The following is a 17,226-nucleotide window of genomic DNA, read 5'->3' as shown; positions in this document are numbered from 1 at the left end:
GGCGCTGCGCTTACCGGGGCTACAAACCGGAGCGGACCCGTAGCCCGGATAAGGCGCAAGCCGCCATCCGGTAACCTCTCCCCGGTGGCGCTGCGCTTACCGGGGCTACAAACCGGAGCGGACCGGTAGCCCGGATAAGGCGCAAGCCGCTATCCGGGAATCTCTCCCCGGTGGCGCTGCGTTTACCGGGGCTACAAACCGGAGCGGACCGGTAGCCCGGATAAGGCGCAAGCCGCCATCCGGGAACCTCTCCCCGGTGGCGCTGCGCTTACCGGGGCTACAAACCGGAGCGGACTGGTAGCCCGGATAAGGCGCCAGCCGCAACCCGGGAAGGATGCCGGCTTACATCGCCAGCACGTACTTGAGCATCACCCCGGCGGCGATCGCCGAGCCGATCACCCCGGCCACGTTCGGGCCCATCGCGTGCATCAGCAGGAAGTTCTGCCCGTCCGCTTCCAGACCCACCTTGTTGGACACCCTCGCTGCCATCGGCACCGCCGACACCCCGGCCGAGCCAATCAGCGGGTTGATCTTGTGTTTACTGAAGACATTCATCAGCTTCGCCATGATCACCCCGGCGGCGGTGCCCACGCAGAAGGCGATCACCCCCAGCAGCAGGATGCCCAGCGTCTGCGGCTGCAGGAACTTGTCCGCCACCAGCTTGGCCCCCACCGACAGTCCGAGGAAGATGGTGACGATATTGATCAGCGCGTTCTGCACCGTATCGCTCAGCCGATCCACCACGCCGCTTTCGCGCATCAGGTTGCCGAAGCAGAACATCCCCAGCAGCGGCGCGGCGTCCGGCAGCAGCAGCGCCACCAGCAGCAACAGCACCGCCGGGAAGAGGATCTTCTCGCGTTTGCTCACCGTACGCAGCTGCACCATGCGGATCTTCCGCTCTTTGTCGCTGGTCAGCGCCTTCATGATCGGCGGCTGGATCAGCGGCACCAGCGCCATATAGGAGTAGGCGGCCACCGCGATGGCCCCCAGCAGCTCCGGCGCCAGCTTGCTCGACAGGTAGATAGCCGTCGGGCCGTCGGCGCCGCCGATGATGCCGATGGCCGCCGCCTGCGGCAGGGTGAAGTGGATGAAGCCGAAGTAGTTCAGCGTCAGCGCCCCGAGCACGGTGGCGAAGATCCCGAACTGCGCCGCCGCCCCCAGCAGCAGGGTGCGCGGGTTGGCCAGCAGCGGGCCGAAATCGGTCATCGCCCCGACGCCCATAAAGATCACCAGCGGCGCGATACCCGAGCCAATCGCCACCTTATAGAAGATGGCCAGCACCCCGGAGGAGTAGCCCATATCCACCGCCAGCGTCTCCATCTGCCCCTGTACCGACGGCAGGGCCAGCGCCAGCGCTTCCTTGATGGCGTGGACGTCCGGCGCGCAGTTGAGCTTCGCGGCAATCACCGCCAGCTGGACCGGGTCGTGGTGGGCCAGCAGGTTTTCCAGCGCGCTCAGCGCCAGCCCGGCCTCCGGGATATTGGAGAGCAGGCCGCCGAAGCCAATCGGCAGCAGCAGTAACGGCTCGAACTTTTTAGCAATCGCCAGCCACAGCAGCAGCAGGCTGACCAGCAGCATCGCCGCCTGGCCGGCCTGCAGATGCATCAGCCCCATGCCCTGAATCAGGGCGTTCAGACTTTCCATTTGCGCTCCTCGTCCTTACGCCAGCTGCAGCAGGGTGTCGCCGACCGCCACCGCATCGCCGGATTTCACTGCGATACCGCGTACGGTACCGGCCTGCGCGGCGCGGATTTCGGTTTCCATCTTCATGGCTTCCAGAATCAGCAGCACCTCGCCTTCCGCCACCGCCTGGCCTTCGCTGGCCAGCACCTTCCAGATGGTGCCCGCCAGCGGCGCGGTCACCGGGGTGCCGGCCAGCGGCGCGGTCACCGGGGTGCCGGCGCCAGTCGGGGCGGCAGCCTGAACCGGTGCGGAAGACGGCGTGGCCGTCGTCAGCTGGCTGACGTCGCCGCCGTCGCTGACCTTGACCACGAAGGCTTTGCCTTCCACTTCGACGGTGTAGATACCGGAAGCGGCGGCTTTTGCCGGCGCGGCAGAGGTGGCTTCTTCCACCTGCGGCACCGGCTCAAAGGCCGCCGGGTTGTGGCGGTTTTCGAGGAACTTCAGGCCGATTTGCGGGAACAGCGCCACGGTGAGCACGTCGTCGATGGCGTTTTCGGCAAGCGTGATGCCCTTTTCCTGCGCCTGGCTTTTGACGTCGGCTTCAAGCTCCGCCAGCTCCGGCTTCAGCAGGTCGGCCGGGCGGCAGGTGACGGCGTCAGCGCCGTCGAGCACCCGCGCCTGCAGTGCGGCGTTAACCGGCGCCGGGGTGTGACCGTATTCGCCTTTCAGAATACCGGCGGTCTCCTTCGCAATGGTTTTGTAGCGCTCGCCGCCCAGCACGTTGAGCACCGCCTGGGTGCCGACAATCTGCGAGGTCGGGGTCACCAGCGGGATGAAGCCGAGGTCCTCGCGCACGCGGGGGATTTCCGCCAGTACCTCATCCAGACGGTGGGCGGCGCTCTGCTGCTTCAGCTGGCCTTCGAGGTTGGTGAGCATGCCGCCCGGCACCTGGGCGACCAGGATGCGGCTGTCGGTGCCTTTCAGCTGGCCTTCGAAGGCGTGGTATTTTTTGCGCACCTCGCGGAAGTACGCGGCGATGCTCTCCAGCTTGTGGATATCGAGGCCTGCGTCGTACGGCGTGCCGGCGAGGGTGGCCACCAGCGCTTCGGTGGCCGGGTGGCCATAGGTGGCGCTCATCGAGGAGATGGCGGTATCGACGCCGTCGACGCCGGCTTCAATGGCCTTCAGCAGCGCCATCTCCGCCATGCCGGTGGTGGCGTGGCAGTGCAGATGCAGGGTGACGTCATAGCGTTTTTTGATTTCGCTGACCAGCTCAAAGGCGGCATGCGGGGTGAGGATGCCGGACATGTCCTTGATGGCGATGGAGTCGACGCCGGTCTCCAGCAGTTGTTCGGTGAGGTCGAGCCAGGTCTGCAGGGTGTGCGCCGGGCTGGTGGTGTAGCTGAGGGTGCCCTGGGCGTGGGCGCCGTGGCGGCGGACCGCCTGCAGGGCGGCCTGCATGTTGCGCGGGTCGTTCATGGCATCAAAGACGCGGAAGACGTCCATGCCGTTTTTGACGGCGCGCTCGACAAAGCGCTCCACCACGTCATCGGCGTAGTGGCGGTAGCCGAGCAGGTTCTGGCCGCGCAGCAGCATCTGCAGCGGAGTTTTCGGCATCGCTTTTTTCAGCTCGCGCAGGCGGACCCACGGGTCCTCGCCGAGGAAGCGGATGCAGGCGTCAAAGGTGGCGCCGCCCCAGCATTCGAGGGAGCGGTAGCCGACGTCGTCGAGCGCAGCCGCAACGGGCAGCATATCGTCGAGACGCAGACGGGTGGCGAACAGGGACTGGTGGGCGTCGCGCAGGACGACATCGGTAATGGCAACGGTCATGAATTCCTCCGTGAATTAAGAATTAAGGCGGCGATGGTGGTGAATGGCGGCGACAATCGCCGGCTTTAAACGGGCGAAGTCGTCAGCGGGCGCGACGGCCGCAGGCGCCGGTTTGGGCGCGGCAGGCGGCTCAGGGAACAGACGGGTAACGGCGAGAGACATTCCCCGGATGGCGAAAATGAGCAGCAGCAGAAACGCCAGCACGAAGCCCATGCCGAGGAACATCAGGGTGAAGCCTTCGCCTAACAGAACGGCATCAGTCATAAAATAGCCTTTGGAGGAGCGCAATAATGGCGTGATGAACAACCGCGATAGCCGAGTGGATTTCCCCAGACCACATAGTCAGAAGCCTCTTTATCGCGGAAATTAATTCTCGCCATTACTGCGCAATATATTTAACAGGGCATTATTTAATAAAGCTTACGTGCTGACAGATTTCATCGGCGACAATCTCTTTGCGCTGATTAAATATCACCTTATTCTGCTCAAAAAGATTATTTCCGTGGGTATCGATCGACACAATAAGTGGGCCGAATTCTTTCACCCGGCAAACCCATAAGGTTTCCGGCATACCCAAATCACGCCACTGGGCGTCTTCAATTTCTTCCACACAGACCGCGGCAACCACCGCGCAGCCGGCCGGGAAGACGCAATGCAGCGCTTTATGTTCGGCACAGCCCTCTTCGGTCCCCTTACCCATACCGCCTTTGCCAACGATTAATTTCACACCGGTCTTAGCAATAAATTCTTTTTCAAATTTCTCCATGCGCATACTGGTGGTTGGCCCAACGGAGACCATTTCAAATTTATCTTCCGTACCTTTAATCGGCCGCACAATGGGCCCGGCATGTAATATCGCGCCGCCGGCAACGTTGACCGGTAATTCACGACCGCCTTCAATTAAACGACGGTGAGCTACATCACGACAGGTAACAATATGACCATTGAGATAAATAATATCGCCCGCTTTAATATCAGCTAAATCTTCATCTTTAATTGGCGTAGTGAGTATTTTTTTAGTCATCAGAAAGCCACTCCTGTGTGAGACGTAATGGTGTAATTCAAATCTTTATCGAAAACGATATGTCCTTTGCGGTGCGACCAGCAGCCAACGTTGACCGCCACGCCGATGGTGGAAGGATGGCGCGCGGTGTTTTCGATATTGACGCCCATCACGGAGGTGTTACCGGACATCCCCTGCGGGCCAAGGCCAATTTTGTTGATGCCGTCTTCGAGCATTTTCTCCAGCGATGCCGCGCGTTCATTCTCATTACGCGACCCCACCGGGCGCATCAGCGCTTTCTTCGACAGCAGCGCCGCGGTTTCAACGGAGGTCGCGACGCCAATGCCAACCAACAACGGCGGACAGGCGTTCAGGCCATAGCTGGTCATCACATCCAGTACGAAACGGGTAACGCCTTCGTAACCGGCGCCCGGCATTAGTACCATCGCTTTACCCGGTAGCGAGCAGCCGCCGCCGGCCATATAGGTGTAAATGCTGCACTGGTCGGAATCGGGGACTATCTCCCAGAATACCGTCGGCGTACCTTTACCCACGTTTTTACCGGTGTTGTATTCGTCAAAGGTCTCCACGCTGTTATGGCGCAGCGGAGAATCCACGGTGGCTTTAATCACCGATTCGCGCAGCAGCGCTTCCAGTTCGCCAATCAGCGGGAAGTTGGCGCCGCACTCAACCAAAAACTGAATCACGCCGGTGTCCTGGCAGGAGGGACGATCCAGCTCTTTGGCCAGACGCTGGTTTTCAACCATGGTGGTAAAGATGACGTCAGCCAGCTGGCTGGTCTCTTTTTTATGCAACTCTTTCAGTTTTGCAGTGACGTCATCAGGCAATACTTTGCCGGTATATCCCACGAATTTGGCCATAATATCGGTCATTCGGGATATCTGTTCGCTTTTGCTCATAAAGGCTCCTTAGTCAGAACAGCGTCCGTAAATTACGGGTGAAAAGGGAAAAGAATTGGCAGCAGTACGAGGCTGACAATGGTCGAAACAATAATCAGAGGGAGGCCGGATTTGGCGTAATCGACAAACTTATAGCCGCCGGCCGAGAGCACCATCATGTTGGCGGGCATACCGATCGGCGTCGCGTAGGCGCAGGAACTGCCGATAACGGTCGCCATCAGGACCGCTTGCGGATCGGCGCCCATACCGGCCGCTATCGACAAACTCACCGGTACCAGTAGCGCGACGGTAGCGGTATTGGACATAAAGTTGGTCATGATGACGGACAGTACAAAGACCACCACCATCAACATGAACGGGGAAGAGTTCTGGCCCAGCATGCCGATGACATGATCGGCAACCAGCTTGCCCGCGCCGGTCATTTCCAGCGCTTTTGCCAGCGCCAGCGTGCCGCCAAAAATGAAAATAGTTTGTGAATCAATCGCTTTGTAAGCCTGCTTTTCCGTCAGCACGCCGGTAAACACCAGTACCAACGCACCGATACAGCCTGCAACCGTCAGGCTAATGCCGGTCTGTTTCTCAAAAATCATGCCGAGGATCGTGGCGATCAGCACCACCAGCGACAGGATCTGTTTCCAGCGCGGAACGTCGCTGTAATCACGCTGTTCGCCGACGCCGCCGACTTCGTCGCTATTCCCGGTAGCAGGCAGAAATTTATAGCCAATTGTCAGGAAATAGAGGATGCCGCAGAGCAGCATCGGTAAACCCACTTTCGCATACTCAAAAAAGCCAAAGCCGCTACCGATATTCTGTAACGCCGATTGCGCGATCAGGTTGCCGGGCGCGCCAATCAACGACAGGTTGCCGCCGAGGGCGGCGGCAAATACCAGCGGCATCAGTAAACGAGAGCGGGCAAAACCCGATTTCGCCGCGACGCCAATCACCACCGGGATCAGCACCGCCGCCGTACCGGTGTTGGAAAGAAAGCCCGACATCACGCCGACCACCACCATGATGGTGAAAATCAGCTGTTTTTCGGTTTTGGCAAAGTGAGTGATCACCCCGCCGACTTTATTGGCCATCCCGGTTTCAAATAACGCCCCGCCGACGACGAACATGGCGACAAAAAGAATGACGTTGGAGTCGATAAAACCAGCAAAAGCTTGTTTTAGATCCAACACGCCGGTGAGTACTAACGCCACGCAGACCACCATGGAAGTCACTGCCAAAGGCACCTTCTCCCAGACGAACATGACGATAGCGAACACCAGCAAACATAAGGTGATGGTAATCGGTTCCATACTTATAATTATCCCTATCAATGATATATGATATTGTATCCAATATTGACGAGGGAGAAATTATTCCCATGCAAAAAGTAAGTCAATGCGTTTTTGAGGAAAGATCGCGCAGTGCGATCTGCATCAAGATCCTGCGCAGATCGTCACAAGAAGTGATTAATAACGATGATCAATAAGAAAAAGCCTGCAGTTGCTCCACAGGCAATTGGCGTTACACGGTAGTATCAGGAAGGTAGCGCGTTAACATGTTCTCCATCGAGCGGATAATATGCTTGCGCATACGCTGGCGCGCCAGCTCTTCATTATGCTGCTCAAGTGCCTGTAAAATCTCTTTATGTTCGTGGATGGAGATAGCGGCATACTCCGCTTCGGTCACCTTGTACCCCATCGACAGTCCGTTCCACATATTACAAAGCAGCATCTTCATTTTTTCGTTGCCTGCGGCGTTCCAGATCTCCATATGGAAAGCCTGGTTCAGGTCGGAATATTCAGTGAAGTTATTATCGGCCAGCGCTTTTTCCGCTGAGTAGTGTACCTGGGCAATGCGCGAAATATCCGTGCCGGGACGGGAGGCTTTCGCCACCGCCTCGCTTTCCAGCAGCGCGCGAATTTCATAATGCTCGCGGATCGTCTGCTCGTTGATCCCCAACACCACCGCGCCTTTATTGGGGCGGACTTTAATCAGGCCATCGGCGGCTAAAATCTGAAACGCTTCGCGTACCGGCATGCTGGAAACGCCGACCATACGGGCAATGCCTTCGAGAGTTATCTCCTGCCCTTCCACTAAATCCCGCGAAAGAATCGCTTTGCGTAATACCGCCGCGACCTGCTCTTTCGCCGAAAGAAGCTTAATTTTCCCTAATTTAGGCTTCTGCACTTTCCCAATCCTTCATATGTTGACGCATAATTTCCGCAAGCATGAGGAAATAACGCTGTGTTGCCTGAGCAATATTGCCCGCATCGCCGCGGCTAATGGCTCCGGCCAGTTCATGTAGTATCAGTGCCGATTCCTGGCTATCGTCTTTCAGATACAGGATGACATAAGAGATATATCCATCCAAAAATTGCTGATAAGCCTTCGCCAGATAGCGGTTATCAAGATAGGAAATCAGCAACTGATGAAATTCCAGTTCGCGAGTTTTGTCGCCAGGCTGCGCCAGCGCTTGTGCGCGCCCGAGCAGCAATTCCCCCTGGTTTGCCGGCACCAGAGTGAACAATTCGGCAGCCATCACCGCGATCACGCGAAAAATTTGGCTAACATCATCAGGCACCAGTTTTGATACCTGCATATGGCGGTTAGGCAAGCGCACCAGAAAGCCCTCTTGTTCAAGGGACTGCAACGCTTCTCTAACCGGCATACGTGAAAGCCCTAGCTGCTCGGCAATACTCTCCTGCGCCAGCTCATCTCCCGCTTTCATCGCTCCGGACAGAATTTGATAGCGAATGATTTGCGTAATGTGGTCCCTGGTCTGCTTTCGTTCGATCTTTTTCACAACGTCCTCATTGCTTAGGGCTTAAGACGCGGGGATTTTAGCAGATTTAGCCGCCAGGCGGCGCATTCGGCAGGGATATGAGGCGATAAAAAAGCCGGAACGACGGTTCCGGCTTTTCTGCTAAGTAGACATTACTTATTCACGAAATCTTCGCCGAGGGCGATATCTTTCTTCAGCGTATCCAGCATGCCTTCCAGCGCCTGCTGTTCAAAAGCGCTAAGTTTACCGATGGACTGGCGCTCTTCCACGCCATTTTTGCCCAACAGCAGCGGCTGCGAGAAGAAACGGGCATACTGGCCGTCACCTTCGACATAGGCACATTCAACCACGCCTTTTTCACCCTGCATTGCACGCACCAGTGAGAGCCCGAAACGCGCAGCGGCCTGGCCCATCGACAGCGTCGCCGATCCGCCGCCCGCTTTCGCTTCCACGACTTCCGTCCCGGCGTTTTGAATACGTTTGGTGAGATCCGCGACTTCCTGCTCACTAAAGCTGACGCCAGGGATCTGCGACAGTAAAGGCAGAATAGTGACGCCAGAGTGGCCGCCAATGACCGGAACTTCAACCTCTGTTGCCGACTTGCCTTTCAGCTCGGCGACAAAAGTATTAGAACGAATGATATCGAGGGTGGTAACGCCAAACAGTTTGTTTTTATCGTACACACCGGCTTTTTTCAGCACTTCGGCGGCGATAGCGACGGTGGTATTTACCGGGTTGGTGATAATACCGATGCAGGCCTGCGGACAGGTTTTTGCGATCTGCTGCACCAGGTTTTTAACGATACCGGCATTAACATTAAATAAGTCGGAACGATCCATGCCGGGCTTACGCGCGACGCCGGCGGAAATCAGCACCACATCAGCGCCTTCCAGCGCCGGGGTGGCATCTTCACCGGAGAAACCTTTGATTTTTACATCTGTGGGAATATGACTTAGATCTACCGCCACGCCCGGCGTAACCGGAGCGATGTCGTACAACGAGAGCTCTGAACCTGAAGGCAGTTGGGTCTTAAGTAGTAGGGCAAGCGCCTGGCCGATTCCACCAGCGGCGCCGAGGACTGCAACTTTCATCCTAAACTCCTTATTATGGTTAATATAGTCTTTCGTTATTCCGTCGCCTGGACCTTAATTCACAAGATGAACAATTACAATAATTATGGCTGAAGAATGCGGGGTACGCGCAATGATGCAGCAAATTCGCATTTTTCTTCCTGAGACTGGCCATCCAGCAAAGCCGTAGTACCGGATCGACTATTGGTTACAATACACCCAGCTCACTCGGCAAAACAATATCAATTTCATAACATTTATTTCACTTTTACAGCAATTTACCCGCTGTGATGCAGGCATGTTCCTCATCAGGGTTATTTGCTAAAATATGCGCCTTTCATAACATTATTTACGCTATTCCTTTGCGGATTATTTGCATAAAAATGCACTTGTATGCATAATGATGTTGTTTTTACCACCATAATCTGGGTGACTTATGCGTAGTTCGGCAAAACAAGAAGAACTGGTTAAAGCGTTTAAATCGCTGCTTAAAGAAGAAAAATTCAGCTCGCAAGGCGAAATCGTTCAGGCGCTGCAGGAAGAAGGTTTCGAGAACATCAACCAATCGAAAGTTTCCCGCATGCTGACAAAGTTTGGCGCCGTTCGCACGCGTAACGCCAAAATGGAAATGGTCTACTGTTTGCCTGCCGAACTCGGCGTGCCGACGACCTCCAGCCCGCTGAAAAATCTGGTGCTGGACATCGATTATAACGATGCGGTGGTGGTGATTCACACCAGCCCCGGCGCGGCGCAGCTAATCGCACGCCTGCTGGATTCCTTAGGCAAAGCCGAAGGTATTCTGGGTAGTATCGCGGGTGATGACACTATCTTTACCACCCCTGCCCGCGGTTTTTCCGTTAAAGATCTCTACGACGCGATTCTGGTCCTGTTCGAACAGGAACTCTAAGCGCTCCCCCTCTGGTTCCTGCCAGAGGGTTCTTCCCCGCAAAATGCTATCCCCCAAACCTTCAAATAAAGCAGCATTTTTTTAACATTTAGTGTGGTTTTCCACCTCTATACATTCCTTTACCGAATGATAACGGCTAAAGCGCACAAAAGATCAAAGCGCAATATCTATTTGATTTAAATATAAATAATCATGATATTCACCCCATGAATGACATTTCTAATTCTTATACGTTATAAAAACGACATTTCTTGGAAATTATTTACACTGAAAACAATTAGCATGGTATTAATATTTTTGGTGATTAGTGTATACTTGATTTTGTGATGAGGGTCACGAAACAAAGCCCCCTAATAATAAAATTCGACGAGGTGAACATCATGAAAATCAAAACCACTGTAGCCGCACTCAGCATGCTATCCGTACTGTCCTTTGGCGCTTTCGCCGCTGATTCAATCAACAGCACTCAAGCGGAAAGCCGCCAGTCACTGGGCACCGTATCTATCGGCGCGGTAGGTTCTTCCCCGATGGATATGCATGAAATGCTGAACAAAAAAGCACAAGAAGAAGGTGCTTCTTCTTATCGCATTATCGAAGCTCGCACCGGCGACCATTGGCACGCCACTGCTGAACTTTATAAATAAGCTTTAACGATTGTCGGTCATTAACTGAAACAGTATCTCTTCAGCGGCCTGGGTTCATACGAAATCTCCCGCCGCTGCACATAAGGTTGGAGTCAAGATTATGAAAAGCGCAATTATCATCGCATCCCTGGGTCTGGCATCTGTTCTCTCTTTCGGCGCAAGCGCAGCCGTACAGCAAGTGAATGCCGATCAAGCACAAAACCTGCAACCAATGGGCACTATCTCTGTATCGCAAGTAGGTAGCGCGCCAATGGATATGCGCCAGGAACTCGCGGCTAAAGCCGAGAAAGAAGGCGCCAGCAGCTACCGCATTATTGAAGCTCGTACCGGCGACAGCTGGCACGCGACTGCTGAGTTGTACAAATAAACCCTCGTCGTCTTATCCGACGACTTGCCCCCGCCTGCCGGGGGCTTTTTTATGCCCAACGGGCATTGAAACGTAGTTGTCCTTCGAGCTCCTCTTCCGCTTCATCGAACAGCAAAATTAACGCGCCAAAGCGACGACGCTGTTTTTCATCCAGATGGACAAATTCAATCTCCAGCGGGAACGGTAAGCGCCCTCCCGTCACCGCGCTCCACAGCGCGTCAAGGTTATCCACCTGCTTATCCGGTAGCGCGAAGGCGCGGGAAAACTCACGATAGAAATCCTGTTGCTCAGCTATTTCATCAAAATCAAAGGTATAAATAGTCATTGCCCGCCGCCCCTTCCGCTCTGTCCCTCTACACCAAATAAGTATAGCGATAAAAAAACCGACGCCGAGGCGTCGGTTCGCAGGTTAGCTATTGGTGAGCACGTGCTGATATTTTTTCAGCATATCCACCAGCCGTCGCACCGGCTCAGTAACCTGGGGCGACGCCTGCCAGTGAAGGAGTTTTTCCTGATAAACATCAAGCTCTTCCAGCAGACGGGTAAAGTAACGGCGGCGCTTATCGTCGCTGCCGGCGGAGATAACGTGATCGGCGGTTCGCCGCAGCTGGCGGTGGAAGGCCGACAGATCCTCGTTTACCGGTACCGGGGCATCGCGTAGACGCTGGTGCGCGATAATCAGCGTCAACGCTAACCGAAAGCGGGCGATATCGCCGGGAAACTTGTTCAGCAGTAAAAACAGCTGTTGATACAGCGCCGGCAAATGGTTCTCTTTTCGCCTTGCGCTGTTAGTAGTGAGCGAAGAGACCGCCGCCGAGACGAACTGGTTCAATAACACCCGTCCGGTGCGTGCCTGCGAGTTATCACGCACTAACAGAATCACCATCAGCGCGAGGAAACAGCCGACAATCTGCCCCAGGGCGCTATCGAGGAACTGGCTAAACTGGAACTGCATCGGGTTATCCAGCACCAAAATGTTGATGGTGCTCGCTAAAGCCCCCAGCGATCCCAACCGCCGCTTTTGTACCTCAATGCCGATAAAGAACGCCATCGCGGCAAGGCTGATACACAATAGCAGCATGCTCTGTTGCGTCGCAGGCATGACGACAAGGAAGAACAGCGCGCCGAGCGGTAAAGCGGCAAGGGTGCCATAGAGGAAGTCTAAGGCCACCATCCGCGGGTTAGGCAGACGCATCGCCAGCGCGGTCACCACGGCAATCATGACCATCGCCCCGCTACCAGATGTCCAGCCGGTCCATAGCCAGAACAGGGTGCCGAGAATACAGGAAATGGAGGTTCGCCAGAAGTTAACCATCGCGTGGTGACGTTCGGCGGACTCAACCTTCACCACCGTCTCGCCGCGTAGAACTTCATCTTCAATACGGCTGATTTTGGTGTTGCCAACCACGCCGCGCTTGAGCAGCAGGTAACGCGTCGCCGCGCCGACCCAGCTATAAATAGTGACCGGCGTATTGTGTTCACCTTTCCATGTCAGGAAGCGGCGCATACGCTTAAGCTGTTGATGCACATCCTGTACCGTTTCCACTGGCTCAGCGAACAGCTCGCGGTAGTCGTCAGTCACCATCTCCGGGCGTGAGTTCTGGATCAGATAGGTTTCGCAGGCCTGAGTAATCAGCGTCAGCGATAGCGTGTTGATCGCCTTTAGCCGCTGGTTTACCTTCGACCAGCGCGAAGATTCCATGATCAGATTGCCGCGCATTCCTTCCAGTGCGGCAGTACGGCGCACCAGCGCTCCCCAGGCTTTGTCCACCACCTCGCTATCGCCATGGGCGACACAAAGCTGCATCAGGCGATACTGATCCAGTAGCAGGTTATCCAGTTCGAGGTCGATCTCTTTTTTGATGGAGCGCGGGGAAAATAGCAGGTCAGCGACGATGGCGCTGACGATCCCGATGACGATTTCGCTACAGCGCTCAACCGCAAACTGCGGCGCCAGCATCGGGTCGGTATGAATGGTGATGATGATAATCAGCGCCGTATAACCCGCCAGCCCCCAGGCGTAGGAGTTTTCCACCTTCACCAGCGAGGAGATCCAGGTGCAGAAACCGGCCCAGAGACAGCAGACCAGCATCATCAACAGCGGCGCGCGGATCATGAGGATAATGATCGCCAGCGCGGCAATACAGCCGATAAACGTCCCGGCAATACGCAACATTCCACGATAACGAATCGCCCCGGAATAGGGTTCACCGCCGGCGGCAAATGCCGGGCCGGCGGTCACGATAGCTGCGGTCAGTACGGCCCAACGCGGCGTCTCAAGCTGAAAATGAAAGCCGACAAACAGCGCCAGCACCACCGCGCATGCAAGCTTAATGGCAAAGCGGAGATGCCGGGGAGCAATGGTATAGGTCCCCATGGCGATTAACCAAACTCACGTAAGCGCATGGCGACTTTCTGGAAGAAGTTGGCCTGACTGGCGTCGCGATCTTCTTTACCGGTAATGACAACGGTTGCGGTGGTGCCCGACGGCCAGAGGTTGCCCTGCTGCTGGTCAAGACGAATACGTACCGGCACGCGCTGCGCCAGACGCACCCACTCAAGGTTGGAGTCAACAGAGGCCATCCCTTTTGTATCGCTGCTGCTGCTGGCGTTAGTCACGCCCGCGGCAACGCTGTCAACGGTACCTTTTATCACCTTACTACTACCGAGCGGAGTGATTTCGGCGCGATAACCCGGACGCACGCCTTCCAGCTTAGTCTCTTCCAGGTATGCCATCACGTAGAAGGTATTTTGTTTCACCAAAGCGACCGCGGTCGAACCGCGGGTGATGAATTCGCCGGCGTAGACGTTCAGGTTGGTCACCCAGCCGTCGGCTGGCGCGCGAATCACCGTGCGTTCGAGATCCAGTTTGGCTAAATCGCGGCTGGCCACCGCTTTCGCCAGCTGATGCTCTACGGTTTGCAGCACGTTGTTGGCCTGGTCAATCTCTTCGCGCGACATCGCCTGCACGCCGAGCTTGTTACGGCGCCCGGCTTCAACGCGTTTTTCCTGAGCCAGCGTCTGGTAATAGGAGACATCGGCTTGCGCCTCCGCCAGCGCTTTTTGGTAACGAGGTTGGTCAATAACGAACAATACCTGGTCTTTCTTAACCAGTTGGTTATCCTTGACATTCACCTGTGAAATGAGCCCAGACACATCCGGGGCGATGGCGACGATATCGGCGCTAAAGCGCGCATCGCGCGTCCACGGCGACGCGGTGTAGTACACCCATGCGCGAAAAATAGCGATAAACGCCAGAATAACCAGTATCACAGTGATGGCAGTACGCAGGATATTTCTTGTTAGTGTTTTCACATCGACCTCAAACGAACAAGCGCGATATCAGATAAAACAGACAGCAATACAGCGCAGTATTAAACAGTGCAGGGTGCCAGACAAAATCATAAATACCGGTCGGAACCAGCAAACGGTGCACCAGCCAGAAGATAGCTAGCGACAATAGCAGCTCAAAGAAGATCGGCGGAAACGATAAGCCGAAAATCACTATGACAGGAAACAGACTCATGATGACCTTGATAAGAAGCGTACAGGTGGTAGCGTGATGCGTTTATTATGTAGCTAACTATATATTAACGTAACAATTGCAGCCTTATCTATAATATGTGATCTAAATCACTTTTAAGCCAGAGTGAATAATGGAACGACTAAAACGCATGTCGGTGTTCGCCAAAGTGGTTGAGCTGGGCTCTTTCACCGCCGCCGCACGCCAGCTCCAGATGAGCGTTTCATCTATCAGCCAGACCGTTGCTAAACTGGAAGACGAGCTACAGGTAAAGCTGCTCAACCGCAGCACCCGCAGCCTGGGCTTAACAGAAGCGGGTAAAATTTATTACCAGGGCTGCCGAAGAATGCTCTTTGAAGCGCAGGACGTCCATGAACAGCTGTATGCCTTCAACAATACTCCCATCGGCACGCTGCGCATCGGTAGCTCTTCAACTATGGCACAGAATGTGCTGGCGCGCATAACCGCCGACATGCTCAAAGAATATCCGGGTTTATCGATTAATCTGGTAACCGGCATCCCTGCGCCAGACCTGATTGCCGACGGCCTCGACGTGGTAATACGCGTCGGCGCATTGCAGGATTCCAGCCTCTTCTCACGGCGGCTGGGCTCGATGCCGATGGTGCTCTGCGCGGCGAAAAGCTATCTTCAGCACGCGGGATGCCCGGAAAAACCGGCGGATCTCGCCAGCCACTCGTGGCTGGAATATAGCGTACGGCCAGATAATGAGTTCGAAATTATCGCCCCGGAGGGGATCTCAACACGCCTGATCCCACAAGGGCGTTTCGTCACTAACGATCCGATGACGCTGATCCGCTGGCTGACTGCCGGCGTTGGCGTGGCCTACGTTCCGCTGATGTGGGCGATCGACGAGATCAATCGCGGTGAACTGGAGATCCTGCTGCCGAGCTATCAATCGGATCCGCGGCCGGTCTATGCGCTGTATACCGAAAAAGACAAACTGCCGCTGAAGGTGCAGGTATGTATTAACTATCTGACGGATTATTTTGTCGAGGTGGCGAAGATCTATCAGGGAATGCACGGGCGCGGGATGACCCGTTAATTGACATCCCGGCAGCGGCTTCGCGCCGCCGGGACCAGCCGTTATCAGGCGGTGCCGCCAACGGTAAGGTTGTCGACTTTCAGCGTCGGCTGGCCGACGCCGACCGGCACGCTCTGCCCTTCTTTACCGCACACGCCAACGCCGCTATCCAGCTTCAGGTCGTTACCAACCATAGAAATCTGCTGCATCGCTTCGATACCGGAACCGATTAGCGTCGCGCCTTTGACTGCCTTGGTCACTTTGCCTTTTTCAATCAGATAAGCTTCCGAGGTCGAGAAGACAAATTTACCGGAGGTGATATCCACCTGGCCGCCGCCGAAGTTCGGCGCATAGATACCGTAATCGACCGATTCGATAATCTCCTGCGGCGTCGACTTACCGGCCAGCATATAGGTGTTGGTCATCCGCGGCATCGGCAGATGCGCATAGGATTCACGGCGACCATTACCGGTCGGCGCAACGCCCATTAAACGCGCGTTGAGCTTATCCTGCATATAACCTTTCAGGACACCGTTTTCGATAAGCACATTGTATTGACCCGGCGTACCTTCGTCATCAATCGCGACCGAACCACGGCGATCGGCCATGGTGCCGTCATCCACGACGGTGCACAGTTCAGAGGCGACTAATTCGCCCATGTGACCGCTGAAGACCGAGGTGCCGCGACGGTTAAAGTCACCTTCCAGACCGTGGCCAACGGCTTCATGCAGCAGCACGCCAGGCCAGCCCGCGCCAAGAACCACCGGCAGCATTCCGGCTGGCGCGGCAACCGCGGACAGATTGACTAATGCCATACGTACCGCTTCACGCGCCCAGACATCCGCCCGTACGTCGCCATCCAGCGGCGCAAGGAAATAATCATAGCCAAATCGCCCGCCGCCACCGCTGGCGCCGCGCTCGCGTTTGCCGTCTTCCTCCACCAGCACGCTTACGGAGAGGCGAACCAGAGGACGGACATCAGCGGCCAGCGTCCCGTCCGTTGCCGCCACCAGGATAAGCTCGTAGACGCCGCTCAGGCTGGCGGAAACTTCCTGCACGCGCTTATCGGCAGCACGCGCCACCTTATCAACGCGGCGCAGGATATCCAGTTTCTCTTCGCGGCTCATGCTCTGTAGCGGATCGACGCTGGTATAGAGAGTGCTGTATTCCACCGCGCCGAGCGTCTGCACTTTGCCGTCGCCATGGTCGCGGACGATAGTACGCGCCGCCTGGGCACTCTGTTCAAGCGCCAGTTTGCTGATTTGGTCCGCATAGGCAAAACCGGTTTTCTCGCCGCTTACCGCCCGGACGCCTACGCCCTGGTCAATATTGTACGACCCATCTTTAATGATGCTGTCTTCCAGAACCCAGGATTCGTGATAGCTCGACTGAAAATAAAGATCGCCGTAATCGAGACGGCGCTCAGCCAGTTGGCCAAGAATGGCAAACAGGTCCTGATGGTTCAGGCCATTTGCCGACAGTAATTGTTCACTTACCAGGTTCAAACTCATCGTTACGCTACTC

At 55.7% G+C, this 17,226-nt stretch carries 18 protein-coding genes; 4 read left to right on the top strand and 14 right to left on the bottom strand.

Translation table 11 applies throughout. The features are described 5' to 3' along the window. Positions 1–342: 342 nt before the first annotated feature. The 9 genes from ABLU86_RS22005 to mdh all read right to left on the bottom strand — a co-directional run bounded on the left by ABLU86_RS22005 (position 343) and on the right by mdh (position 9,240). Positions 343–1,644, bottom strand: coding sequence for an oxaloacetate decarboxylase subunit beta (locus tag ABLU86_RS22005; RefSeq protein WP_020079636.1), 1,302 nt, complete (start codon positions 1,642–1,644; stop codon positions 343–345). Positions 1,645–1,659: 15 nt separating this feature from the next. Further along, the gene (oadA, locus tag ABLU86_RS22000) at positions 1,660–3,453 is read right to left on the bottom strand and encodes a sodium-extruding oxaloacetate decarboxylase subunit alpha (protein ID WP_348817001.1); all 1,794 of its coding nucleotides are present in this window, start codon (positions 3,451–3,453) and stop codon (positions 1,660–1,662) included. Positions 3,454–3,468: 15 nt separating this feature from the next. Next, on the bottom strand, positions 3,469–3,717 hold the full coding sequence (locus tag ABLU86_RS21995; protein WP_015703617.1) for an oxaloacetate decarboxylase subunit gamma: 249 nt from the start codon (positions 3,715–3,717) through the stop codon (positions 3,469–3,471). 142 nt (positions 3,718–3,859) lie between these two features. After that, positions 3,860–4,477 carry a L(+)-tartrate dehydratase subunit beta gene (ttdB, locus tag ABLU86_RS21990; RefSeq protein WP_015703618.1) on the bottom strand — a complete coding sequence of 206 codons (618 nt, stop codon included), beginning with the start codon at positions 4,475–4,477 and terminating at the stop codon, positions 3,860–3,862. After that, positions 4,477–5,376 carry a L(+)-tartrate dehydratase subunit alpha gene (gene ttdA / locus ABLU86_RS21985; protein ID WP_042895788.1) on the bottom strand — a complete coding sequence of 300 codons (900 nt, stop codon included), beginning with the start codon at positions 5,374–5,376 and terminating at the stop codon, positions 4,477–4,479. The genes ttdB and ttdA overlap by 1 nt, the downstream gene beginning before the upstream one ends. A gap of 32 nt (positions 5,377–5,408) precedes the next feature. Continuing rightward, positions 5,409–6,677, bottom strand: a complete 1,269-nt coding sequence (locus tag ABLU86_RS21980) for an SLC13 family permease (protein WP_045362603.1) — start codon at positions 6,675–6,677, stop codon at positions 5,409–5,411. A gap of 211 nt (positions 6,678–6,888) precedes the next feature. Then, positions 6,889–7,554, bottom strand: coding sequence for a GntR family transcriptional regulator (locus ABLU86_RS21975; RefSeq protein WP_015703621.1), 666 nt, complete (start codon positions 7,552–7,554; stop codon positions 6,889–6,891). Continuing rightward, positions 7,541–8,170 carry a GntR family transcriptional regulator gene (locus tag ABLU86_RS21970; RefSeq protein ID WP_015703622.1) on the bottom strand — a complete coding sequence of 210 codons (630 nt, stop codon included), beginning with the start codon at positions 8,168–8,170 and terminating at the stop codon, positions 7,541–7,543. Before ABLU86_RS21970 ends, ABLU86_RS21975 begins: the two co-directional genes overlap by 14 nt. A gap of 131 nt (positions 8,171–8,301) precedes the next feature. Next, complete coding sequence (gene mdh, locus ABLU86_RS21965; protein WP_015369475.1) at positions 8,302–9,240, bottom strand: malate dehydrogenase; 939 nt, start codon at positions 9,238–9,240, stop codon at positions 8,302–8,304. A 415-nt stretch (positions 9,241–9,655) separates the two neighbouring features. On the opposite strand from mdh, the gene argR reads away from it, so the two are divergent. From argR to yhcN-B, 3 genes are all read left to right on the top strand, one after another. Beyond that, complete coding sequence (argR, locus tag ABLU86_RS21960; protein ID WP_015369474.1) at positions 9,656–10,126, top strand: transcriptional regulator ArgR; 471 nt, start codon at positions 9,656–9,658, stop codon at positions 10,124–10,126. Between the two features lie 380 nt (positions 10,127–10,506). Next, positions 10,507–10,770: a peroxide/acid stress response protein YhcN gene (gene yhcN, locus ABLU86_RS21955; RefSeq protein WP_015369473.1), complete on the top strand. Its 264-nt coding sequence runs from the start codon at positions 10,507–10,509 to the stop codon at positions 10,768–10,770. A 100-nt stretch (positions 10,771–10,870) separates the two neighbouring features. Further along, positions 10,871–11,137, top strand: a complete 267-nt coding sequence (gene yhcN-B / locus ABLU86_RS21950; RefSeq protein WP_015369472.1) for a DUF1471 family stress response protein YhcN-B — start codon at positions 10,871–10,873, stop codon at positions 11,135–11,137. A gap of 49 nt (positions 11,138–11,186) precedes the next feature. Here yhcN-B and ABLU86_RS21945 read toward each other — a convergent pair whose 3' ends face one another. The 4 genes from ABLU86_RS21945 to aaeX form a co-directional block, all read right to left on the bottom strand. Further along, complete coding sequence (locus tag ABLU86_RS21945; protein ID WP_015369471.1) at positions 11,187–11,462, bottom strand: barstar family protein; 276 nt, start codon at positions 11,460–11,462, stop codon at positions 11,187–11,189. An 84-nt stretch (positions 11,463–11,546) separates the two neighbouring features. Further along, positions 11,547–13,514 carry a p-hydroxybenzoic acid efflux pump subunit AaeB gene (gene aaeB, locus ABLU86_RS21940; protein ID WP_015369470.1) on the bottom strand — a complete coding sequence of 656 codons (1,968 nt, stop codon included), beginning with the start codon at positions 13,512–13,514 and terminating at the stop codon, positions 11,547–11,549. Between the two features lie 5 nt (positions 13,515–13,519). Further along, complete coding sequence (gene aaeA / locus ABLU86_RS21935; protein WP_015369469.1) at positions 13,520–14,452, bottom strand: p-hydroxybenzoic acid efflux pump subunit AaeA; 933 nt, start codon at positions 14,450–14,452, stop codon at positions 13,520–13,522. Between the two features lie 7 nt (positions 14,453–14,459). Then, a complete protein-coding gene (aaeX, locus tag ABLU86_RS21930; protein ID WP_002918640.1) occupies positions 14,460–14,663 on the bottom strand; it encodes a p-hydroxybenzoic acid efflux pump operon protein AaeX in 204 nt (67 codons plus the stop codon). A 130-nt stretch (positions 14,664–14,793) separates the two neighbouring features. On the opposite strand from aaeX, the gene aaeR reads away from it, so the two are divergent. Then, positions 14,794–15,723 carry an HTH-type transcriptional activator AaeR gene (gene aaeR, locus ABLU86_RS21925; RefSeq protein WP_020077822.1) on the top strand — a complete coding sequence of 310 codons (930 nt, stop codon included), beginning with the start codon at positions 14,794–14,796 and terminating at the stop codon, positions 15,721–15,723. A 44-nt stretch (positions 15,724–15,767) separates the two neighbouring features. On the opposite strand, the gene tldD is transcribed toward aaeR, so the two are convergent. After that, positions 15,768–17,213, bottom strand: a complete 1,446-nt coding sequence (gene tldD / locus ABLU86_RS21920) for a metalloprotease TldD (RefSeq protein WP_032715906.1) — start codon at positions 17,211–17,213, stop codon at positions 15,768–15,770. Positions 17,214–17,226 lie beyond the last annotated feature (13 nt).

This window comes from Klebsiella sp. JN_Kp121, assembly GCF_040062145.1.
In the GTDB taxonomy this organism is placed as follows: Bacteria; Pseudomonadota; Gammaproteobacteria; order Enterobacterales; family Enterobacteriaceae; genus Klebsiella; species Klebsiella aerogenes.
The sequence above is the reverse complement of the archived record's forward strand: the minus strand, read 5'-3'. Positions and strand labels throughout refer to the sequence as shown.

Coding starts and splice junctions, on each gene's coding strand:
- oadA (WP_348817001.1), bottom strand. CDS start 3,453: ATGACCGTTGCCATTACCGATGTCGTCCTGCGCGACGCCCACCAGTCC.
- aaeB (WP_015369470.1), bottom strand. CDS start 13,514: ATGGGGACCTATACCATTGCTCCCCGGCATCTCCGCTTTGCCATTAAG.
- ABLU86_RS21945 (WP_015369471.1), bottom strand. CDS start 11,462: ATGACTATTTATACCTTTGATTTTGATGAAATAGCTGAGCAACAGGAT.
- aaeR (WP_020077822.1), top strand. CDS start 14,794: ATGGAACGACTAAAACGCATGTCGGTGTTCGCCAAAGTGGTTGAGCTG.
- aaeX (WP_002918640.1), bottom strand. CDS start 14,663: ATGAGTCTGTTTCCTGTCATAGTGATTTTCGGCTTATCGTTTCCGCCG.
- ABLU86_RS22005 (WP_020079636.1), bottom strand. CDS start 1,644: ATGGAAAGTCTGAACGCCCTGATTCAGGGCATGGGGCTGATGCATCTG.
- yhcN (WP_015369473.1), top strand. CDS start 10,507: ATGAAAATCAAAACCACTGTAGCCGCACTCAGCATGCTATCCGTACTG.
- ttdB (WP_015703618.1), bottom strand. CDS start 4,477: ATGACTAAAAAAATACTCACTACGCCAATTAAAGATGAAGATTTAGCT.
- ABLU86_RS21995 (WP_015703617.1), bottom strand. CDS start 3,717: ATGACTGATGCCGTTCTGTTAGGCGAAGGCTTCACCCTGATGTTCCTC.
- argR (WP_015369474.1), top strand. CDS start 9,656: ATGCGTAGTTCGGCAAAACAAGAAGAACTGGTTAAAGCGTTTAAATCG.
- mdh (WP_015369475.1), bottom strand. CDS start 9,240: ATGAAAGTTGCAGTCCTCGGCGCCGCTGGTGGAATCGGCCAGGCGCTT.
- ttdA (WP_042895788.1), bottom strand. CDS start 5,376: ATGAGCAAAAGCGAACAGATATCCCGAATGACCGATATTATGGCCAAA.
- tldD (WP_032715906.1), bottom strand. CDS start 17,213: ATGAGTTTGAACCTGGTAAGTGAACAATTACTGTCGGCAAATGGCCTG.
- yhcN-B (WP_015369472.1), top strand. CDS start 10,871: ATGAAAAGCGCAATTATCATCGCATCCCTGGGTCTGGCATCTGTTCTC.
- ABLU86_RS21980 (WP_045362603.1), bottom strand. CDS start 6,677: ATGGAACCGATTACCATCACCTTATGTTTGCTGGTGTTCGCTATCGTC.